The following is a 7,318-nucleotide window of genomic DNA, read 5'->3' on the forward strand; positions in this document are numbered from 1 at the left end:
TAATGTTAAAAGTAGCCAAGACCTTACCGTTAAAGGATTTTATGGAAGCCAATAGTGCCGTGATCTTGGGGAGTGAGTTGCCTAAACCTTCTGTACAACATATGAAAATTATTACGGTTGACACAAAAGATTTAGGTGCTTGGCCAGTTAAAGAAAAGTTTAAAAAATGGACAAGAAGAATTGATAGTGGAGTTGGTAAGCGTCATGTAAAAGGAATTAAAACTGCTAGTAAAAACCATAAAGGTTTGGATATAAATTTCTCAGGAGGAGGGAATACTGATTTAGGCGCTCCTATTTATGCTACTCATGATGGCTATGCTCACACCGTTAAAGATAATACCTCTGGCTCTGGTGGTAGATATATAGAAATTATGTCTAGTGATAAAAAATTTATGACTCGATATATGCATTTAAGTAAAGTTAACATTGAGAAAAGCAATCAAATAAAAAAAGGTCAAAAAATAGGAGAATTAGGAGCCTCATATTATGGGCAAGAAGTTAGCAGTAAAATGAGTGCTCATTTACATTATGAAATTAGGACAGTTAAAAATAACACTTATGACGGTGTGATTGACCCTACAGAAGGTCGAGGATTTAAAACAAAACCTGTAGAATTAATAGACCCCCAAGATTGGGTAAACAACCCTACTTCGTTTAAATACTAATTTAGATATAATTATGAAGAATATTCTTTCTGTAATAATACTTTTATTTTTAAGCTGTAAAAAAGCTAATAATCTAGAGTATAAAGTAAGTACTGAAAAAACAGCGAATTTAGTAAAGCAACAAAAATCCTCAAAAGAAGATTTTAATAACTTTTTTGTAAAATTCAGTAATGATAGTATCTTTCAAAAAGATAGGGTCAAAGACACTTTATATCTTCATAATCTAGTAGAAATTGACAAATTTGAAGTTTTAAAATTCACAAAAGAAGATATTTCATATATGGATTTTAGAGATGATACTCTTGCTTATAAAAAAGAATACGATAAATACAGAGTTGAAACAGTTATAAAAGAAGATTCTACAAACTACTCTATGTACGGTATTGACAATGGTATTCTTTTACACTATGTCTTTATGAGAGATAAACAAAATAATGAATGGTATTTAACTTCAATTCATGATTATTCTAATTAACCAATCTCCCTGCTACCGCTAGGTGTGCTGTGAAAGGTTAGAAAAGAAATATACTGTATGGATATTGGAAGCTATTACTAAAGCTAGTGGAGAATCATTTAGCAAAGCAAATGGAGGGGATAATATAACAAATAGTACAAGAACATCTGTATACAAAAGAAATGGAGGAGCTTTATCAAGCCACTCAGGATGGATAGGGTATTTTAGACCGATTAATTATACTAAAAAATTATGAGATATATATATGTGATATTATTAACAGTATTATTAAGTAGCTGTAAAGAAGGTCAAAGTCAGAGTAGTTATAGTGGTTATGATTTTTTAGATGCACAAAATTATTTAGAAGAATTTACTGTTTTTAATGACTGGTTTATTACTTCTACTTTTTGTAAAAGAAAAGACAATCTTGAGATGGAATTCTCTGCGGATATTTATTTAAAATATCATGATGAATTAAAATGGAAAAAAAATAAACACTGGTACAAAAACGAGGAATATATTGTATCTATAGATGGCACAAATATAATGAAATTTGATAATGAGTATCTGTATAATAATTTTGATATGTGGGCTATAGTTATAACTGATGAATATTTTTTAAATCACAGTGAAACAGATAATTCATGTAATGATATTAAAGAAAATACAGAGTATAAAATATACTATTCACAAGCAAAAAATAAACAATGGCAACTCATCGAAAAAACATTTCACTCCGATAGGGTAAAAGAAATAATAAACCAAGAAACTTCTAAGTTAAATTTCAAATACAATAAAACACCTAATTTAGATTTAATTGAAATCGATAATAGTGACTTAAATTTTATTGGAGGTACTTATAAAATTAATTGTACAGATGAAACATTTGATCCATTAATCTATAATTATGATAAAAACTCTAGTTATATAGACTTATTTAATAAAGAAGATATGCAAGCTAGGATTATATCTTCTATTTTAAAAAACAAAAATTCGACCGATAAAAAATATTACTATAAATATGATATGTTAGCTGGTATCACAAGATATAATGATAAATTAAACTGGAATGAAATATCCAAAGACAGTATAATCGCAAAGGTTGAAGCAGTAGGTAAAGGCAAGTTAAAATTATGGTGGTATGGTTTTTATGATGCCAAACAACAAAAACGCGTACATCTAGTATCAGACTTTAATACTATTGGGGAAGAAAATCCTGTAACATTAGTGAAATGTGAGGATTAGTTAGTGCTTTCCGATACTACAAATGCTTACGAAAGTTTAATTTGGGGAAATAAAAAGAATTCTAAATTTGTAACCTGTTCCTTTAGAAAACGAGTAATAGAAATAGCAAAAAACCTTGGCTTACCACAAAAAAATAACAAAGGTGCTAATTGGCTTATGACAGTAATGGCATTGGAAACAGAAGGTACTTTTGACCCGAGTATAAAAAATAAAGACGGCTACGTTGGACTAATACAATTTGGTGAGAGTACTGCTAAAGATATGGGGACAACACAAAAACAGCTACAAAAAATGACAGCTTTAAAGCAATTAGATTATGTAGAAAAGCATATTAGCCGTAAAAAAGACAAGATAAAAACACAAGATAAAAACACTTACTGATGTGTATCTTTCTGTACTAAACCCCAAATCTACAGGTTTAGGTAGTAATGAAAAAGCAGTTTTATGGGATCATAATCGTAATGCCTATTTTAATAACCCTGCTTTTCATAAAGAAGAAGGCGAATGGGAAACAATAAAAAAAGAAATAAAAGGTAAAAAAAGACGTGGATTTATAAACGGAAAAACCTATATATGGGAGGTTAAAATGGTGGTAGAAGGTTGGTATAGCCGAGGGGTTGCCAAAAAAAATACATGTAAAAAGGATGCAAGTACCTGCGAATTTGGTAGTAATTCTGCAGATGGTGAAGATAAGAAAAGAGCTCCTTGGATGAAGTATGCGTTACAGGAGTATGAAACCTATAAAGGAATTAAAGAAAATCAATCTCCTCTTAAAGAAAGAATTACAGAACATTATCACATGAGTACTACTTATGCCCCTGCCCATTATGGTACACTAAAACAATGGAACCACAATACTGCTTGGTGTGCTTCTTTGATAAATTGGTGTTTTAATCAGGTGGAAGAGTATAAAGGAATTAATACAAAAGGAAATGGAGCTGCTTTTGATTGGGGACCATATAAAAGCAAAAAGACAAGTCTTAAAGACGGAATAGATGGTTGGAAGGATGGAGAAGAAACAGAGCCTTTTGTGGGTGCAGTAATCGTATTAAATTATTCACATTGTGCCTTTATCGTTGGTAAAAATTCTAAATTAAATAAGTATGTCTACATAGGAGGCAATCAAGGTTCTGGAAAATCAGGAACACAACAAATAAAACATGGTACTGTCAGTATTGGTAAAGAATTTGCAATAATGAAACCTAAAAAATTTAAAGTTCAATCCTTTGATCTCCCTGAGATGTCAGAAGATGCAGATGGTAGTTACAAATCCACACGATAAAAAACTTACAATTATGAAATCAAATATTACAATTTTAATGCTCTCCTCTTTTTTAATTTTTGCTTGTAAGCAAGAAGTAAAAAATGAAAAGACTAAAGAAGTTAATAAAGCGGAAATAATACAAAGCAACGAAACAAAGCATTCAAAAAATGACAAGCCGCAAAATAATACCAATTGCTTTACTCAAAATGATATTGAAAATTTGAATTTATTCTTTAAGTATATTTCTAGTAAAGATTCTGCTCCTGCTTTAGCTTTAATTGATTCGTCTAATTTAAAATTCAAAAAAGAGGATATCTCGAACTTGAGAAAATTGTTTTTATCAAATGACTTTGATTCTTTTGAATTAAAACATGAAAATATTGACTGTGATGATTACATAATTCTTGATATTATGGAAAGGATAAAATATGAAGATGATGGTGAAATTCACTATTCTGAAAGAAATATCATGTACAAACTAACTAAAAAAGGAAAAAATATTTATGTTGAATCTGCTGGGATAGCTGGATAGATAAAATAAAGTTGGTTAGTAAAAGTCCCAAAGGTTTAAATTTTAATTTCTCTAAGGGATTTTATAAATAACCTAATTTAGGTTGTTCCACTAGGTGTGTTTTTATATAAATTGATGTTTGGATCAAACAGATTATAAGGGAGTAAAAAATGTAGGTTCTCGTTTTTATATAACGTACGATCCGAAATGGAATGGTGCTTATTGCTATAAAATATACAATTATGACATTTTTGAAATAAAAAAATGTAGGAGGTAATTATAAATCAATACTATAAAAACTAAAATCATGAATTCTAAAATTGTAGCTTTAATATTTAGTGTTTTCCTTTTATTCGCCTGTAAGCAAGAAGTGAAAAAAGAAGGTTTATTAGAATCTTCAAAGTCAAGAGTTACTAAAAAATCTCAAGAAATATTTCAAGAAAAAGAAGGATCATTTTATATTAAAAACTGGATAGGTGTGTATACCTTTGATTATGGAGGTGAGCATATGGGAGAAGAATTCGATGGAACTGTAAAGTTTCAAATAAAAGAAGCGTCTTCAAAAATTTATTTTAATAAAGAAGAAGAGTTAATAGAAATAGTAAATATTACAAAAGATACCATTCACTTTCAAAATAAAAAAGGAGATATTTATAAAATATACAAAGATAAACAAGGTTATTTTAATGTGGGTGGTCATGAAATCTATATGTTAAACCCTCCTAATGAAAGTTATTTATTAACTAAAGAAAAATAATCATTAATGAAGTATTTGACATTTATTGGAGTTTTTGGTTTTAGAGTGGTTCTTTGTGGAGTTATTAGCTTTTTCATTATTAAAAAATTGGAATTACTCAATATAATATGAACTTCGAACAATTAAACCAAAAAATACAACCTTTACTGCACCCAGATATTAAATGCTTTGTTACCAAAAATAAATCCAGTGATAAAAGCACCGTATGTATTGAATATTATACTTTACATACAAGATCAGGAATGATCGGTGGTGTCGAAGAAGGGATTTTACATATCGGAAATACTTTATATCTACAGGATAAAAAGAAATCTTTCATCCAAATTTTAGACGAAAACGAAAAACTTATTTGTAATCAAGAATTAGATATTTTCATCAAAAAACAACCTGAAATTAGAGTTTCAGAAAAATATGATGTTTTACTGGATATTTTACCTGAAGCTACTGGATCGGGGTTTTGGTATTCTATTAGTTCAAAGAGTCCTTTCCAAATGCCTGCAATGGGTAAGGTAACCTCCAATAGTTTAGAAAAACCAATACAAGAAACCTCAAAAGAAATTTTGATAAGAATTTGTTTTAAGTTAGCCAACCACCATAATATATTAGATATTTATCAAATAAGTTATTTAATACACATCAATATTCATCATATCGATTTTGATAACAACACTTGGGGGATTATCAATGATGAATTTGAGGTTAATAAAAGATAGATATATCTATTGTCGTAAGCGTTTTTTTCTAGCCTCAATTTGATAATATAAATCCACCCCTGTTTTAATAGTTTTTAGGACTAGATAAGTTGCGGTAACAATCTTTAGAACTGTTACAATAGTATCTACGGTAGAACTATCCTGTCCAAAAACTTTGTTCATTGTATTTACATTCATAGGGATAGTGTATTATAATCTATGTGCATCCCTTAATTTCTTTGTAGCTGCTACCACTTCTGCATATTCTTTAATCAAGTACTTAGATATAAATAGAGAGCCATATACAGCCCCTAGTATAGCTATTCCTTTTACCCAAGGATTTTCCCAAAGTATTTTTACTTGATTAGCCATTTTCTTTATTTCATCTGTTGACTGTTCTTTCTTTTTTAGAGATTGTTCTTGTGTTATTTTTCTTCTTTTTTCCAAACTGTTTGTTGTTTATTTTAATATTAGGTTTAGTGTTATTTTGGAATCTAAGGTTAAAAACACATCGGTTTTTAGGATTGTTTTATTGAAAGAATCGAGAGCAATTTCTGAAAAAATATAGCAATTCACAAACTAAAAAATTATTTAAGCGAGTATAAATACTTCTTAGCGTAGTAAAACTTAAATATGGAAAGTACTATAAAACCATTAATCCTCTAACTACAATAAGGCTTCCCAATTTATAGGGATATGAACCCAACCGTAGTAAAAATAATTTTAGATATTTTATTTCATGTATCCCACTATAGTTTTATCATGCTGGTCTCACAAAACGGATTCAGAAACCTTCTTTCTTTTTCTTAGCACAGTTAATATTATTTTTGGAAAAATTCTAGAAAAATTCTCTTATCCCTATAGAAATAGTTCCATCACATCACTATAAGGAAAAGTTGGCTCTTTGCTAAGCAGAAAAGATCTTTTACTCCTATAGGAAATAGTTGGTCATTGCTATAGTAAAAACTCACGTGTCATCCCTATAGAAAATACTTAGTCATTACTATAGTAAAAACTCACGTGACATCCTTATAGGAAATACTTGGTCATTGCTATAGTAAAAACTCACGTGTCATCCTTATAGGAAATAGTTGGTCATTACTATAGTAAAAACTCACGTGTCATCCCTATAGAAAATACTTGGTCATTACTATAGTAAAAACTCACGTGTCATCCTTATAGGAAATACTTGGTCATTGCTATAGTAAAAACTCACGTGTCATCCCTATAGGAAATACTTGGTCATTACTAGTAAAAACTCACGTGACATTCTTATAAGAAATACTTGATACTAGATTTTATTATTTATTTTATTGATCTATTTGTCCTCTACACACATAAGATTTACGACTTGAAAACTATCTTTTTATAGTATTTGTAACTCTATTAATTATTTTATTTAGTCGTTTGTATTCGTTTAAAAATGATTACAAAGTGACCTTAAAATGCTTTTTTAGATCTTTTTGGAAAGATGATTTGTAGATATTTTATATTGTTATACTGTTGATTGATAATAAAAGGTTAGAATGATTGTATATATGTATATTATTTTAGGATCAGTTGTTTTTCTATTGTATCTGTAATGTATTCACAAAAGACACTTCCGTTTCATATTTCAATTAGCTTATATTGTTTGTGAATTGCTTTAGTTCTTGGTATTTATTTTATTAAGAGTCACTGAATCTCCTAAAGTCGATTTCAAAATTGTATTTTTATATAGGATTCACAGG

The 7,318-nt window shown here is 29.1% G+C and carries 11 protein-coding genes; 9 read left to right on the plus strand and 2 right to left on the minus strand.

What is annotated here, in order from left to right; all coding sequences use genetic code 11:
* The 9 genes from H527_RS0120050 to H527_RS0120090 all read left to right on the plus strand — a co-directional run.
* A partial coding sequence (locus H527_RS0120050) for a M23 family metallopeptidase (protein WP_027414292.1) occupies positions 1 to 665 on the plus strand: 665 nt, incomplete at its 5' end.
* Between the two features lie 13 nt (positions 666 to 678).
* Complete coding sequence (locus H527_RS0120055) at positions 679 to 1,140, plus strand: DUF4348 domain-containing protein (protein ID WP_027414293.1); 462 nt, start codon at positions 679 to 681, stop codon at positions 1,138 to 1,140.
* A 64-nt stretch (positions 1,141 to 1,204) separates the two neighbouring features.
* Entirely contained in the window at positions 1,205 to 1,375 is a 171-nt protein-coding gene (locus H527_RS24140) for a hypothetical protein (RefSeq protein WP_155837972.1), read from the plus strand.
* Complete coding sequence (locus tag H527_RS0120065) at positions 1,372 to 2,364, plus strand: hypothetical protein (RefSeq protein ID WP_027414294.1); 993 nt, start codon at positions 1,372 to 1,374, stop codon at positions 2,362 to 2,364. Before H527_RS24140 ends, H527_RS0120065 begins: the two co-directional genes overlap by 4 nt.
* A 3-nt stretch (positions 2,365 to 2,367) precedes the next feature.
* Positions 2,368 to 2,745 (plus strand): transglycosylase SLT domain-containing protein, encoded by a 378-nt coding sequence (locus H527_RS0120070; RefSeq protein ID WP_027414295.1) that lies wholly within the window; start codon positions 2,368 to 2,370, stop codon positions 2,743 to 2,745.
* Position 2,746: 1 nt separating this feature from the next.
* Positions 2,747 to 3,646 (plus strand): C40 family peptidase, encoded by a 900-nt coding sequence (locus H527_RS0120075; protein ID WP_027414296.1) that lies wholly within the window; start codon positions 2,747 to 2,749, stop codon positions 3,644 to 3,646.
* Between the two features lie 13 nt (positions 3,647 to 3,659).
* Complete coding sequence (locus H527_RS22820; RefSeq protein ID WP_155837973.1) at positions 3,660 to 4,160, plus strand: hypothetical protein; 501 nt, start codon at positions 3,660 to 3,662, stop codon at positions 4,158 to 4,160.
* Between the two features lie 286 nt (positions 4,161 to 4,446).
* Positions 4,447 to 4,896: a hypothetical protein gene (locus H527_RS0120085; protein ID WP_027414297.1), complete on the plus strand. Its 450-nt coding sequence runs from the start codon at positions 4,447 to 4,449 to the stop codon at positions 4,894 to 4,896.
* 107 nt (positions 4,897 to 5,003) lie between these two features.
* A complete protein-coding gene (locus H527_RS0120090) occupies positions 5,004 to 5,609 on the plus strand; it encodes a hypothetical protein (protein WP_027414298.1) in 606 nt (201 codons plus the stop codon).
* 6 nt (positions 5,610 to 5,615) lie between these two features.
* On the opposite strand, the gene H527_RS24145 is transcribed toward H527_RS0120090, so the two are convergent.
* Positions 5,616 to 5,786, minus strand: coding sequence for a hypothetical protein (locus H527_RS24145; RefSeq protein ID WP_155837974.1), 171 nt, complete (start codon positions 5,784 to 5,786; stop codon positions 5,616 to 5,618).
* Between the two features lie 12 nt (positions 5,787 to 5,798).
* Entirely contained in the window at positions 5,799 to 6,035 is a 237-nt protein-coding gene (locus H527_RS0120100; RefSeq protein WP_027414299.1) for a hypothetical protein, read from the minus strand.
* Positions 6,036 to 7,318: the final 1,283 nt, after the last annotated feature.

It is taken from the genome of Aquimarina muelleri DSM 19832 (genome assembly GCF_000430665.1).
Classification (GTDB): domain Bacteria; phylum Bacteroidota; class Bacteroidia; order Flavobacteriales; family Flavobacteriaceae; genus Aquimarina; species Aquimarina muelleri.

What these genes read in the sequence shown, in the direction of transcription:
- H527_RS24145 (WP_155837974.1), bottom strand. Translation starts at nt 5,786, where the DNA reads ATGAATGTAAATACAATGAACAAAGTTTTTGGACAGGATAGTTCTACC.
- H527_RS0120085 (WP_027414297.1), top strand. Translation starts at nt 4,447, where the DNA reads ATGAATTCTAAAATTGTAGCTTTAATATTTAGTGTTTTCCTTTTATTC.
- H527_RS0120090 (WP_027414298.1), top strand. Translation starts at nt 5,004, where the DNA reads ATGAACTTCGAACAATTAAACCAAAAAATACAACCTTTACTGCACCCA.
- H527_RS0120065 (WP_027414294.1), top strand. Translation starts at nt 1,372, where the DNA reads ATGAGATATATATATGTGATATTATTAACAGTATTATTAAGTAGCTGT.
- H527_RS0120055 (WP_027414293.1), top strand. Translation starts at nt 679, where the DNA reads ATGAAGAATATTCTTTCTGTAATAATACTTTTATTTTTAAGCTGTAAA.
- H527_RS22820 (WP_155837973.1), top strand. Translation starts at nt 3,660, where the DNA reads ATGAAATCAAATATTACAATTTTAATGCTCTCCTCTTTTTTAATTTTT.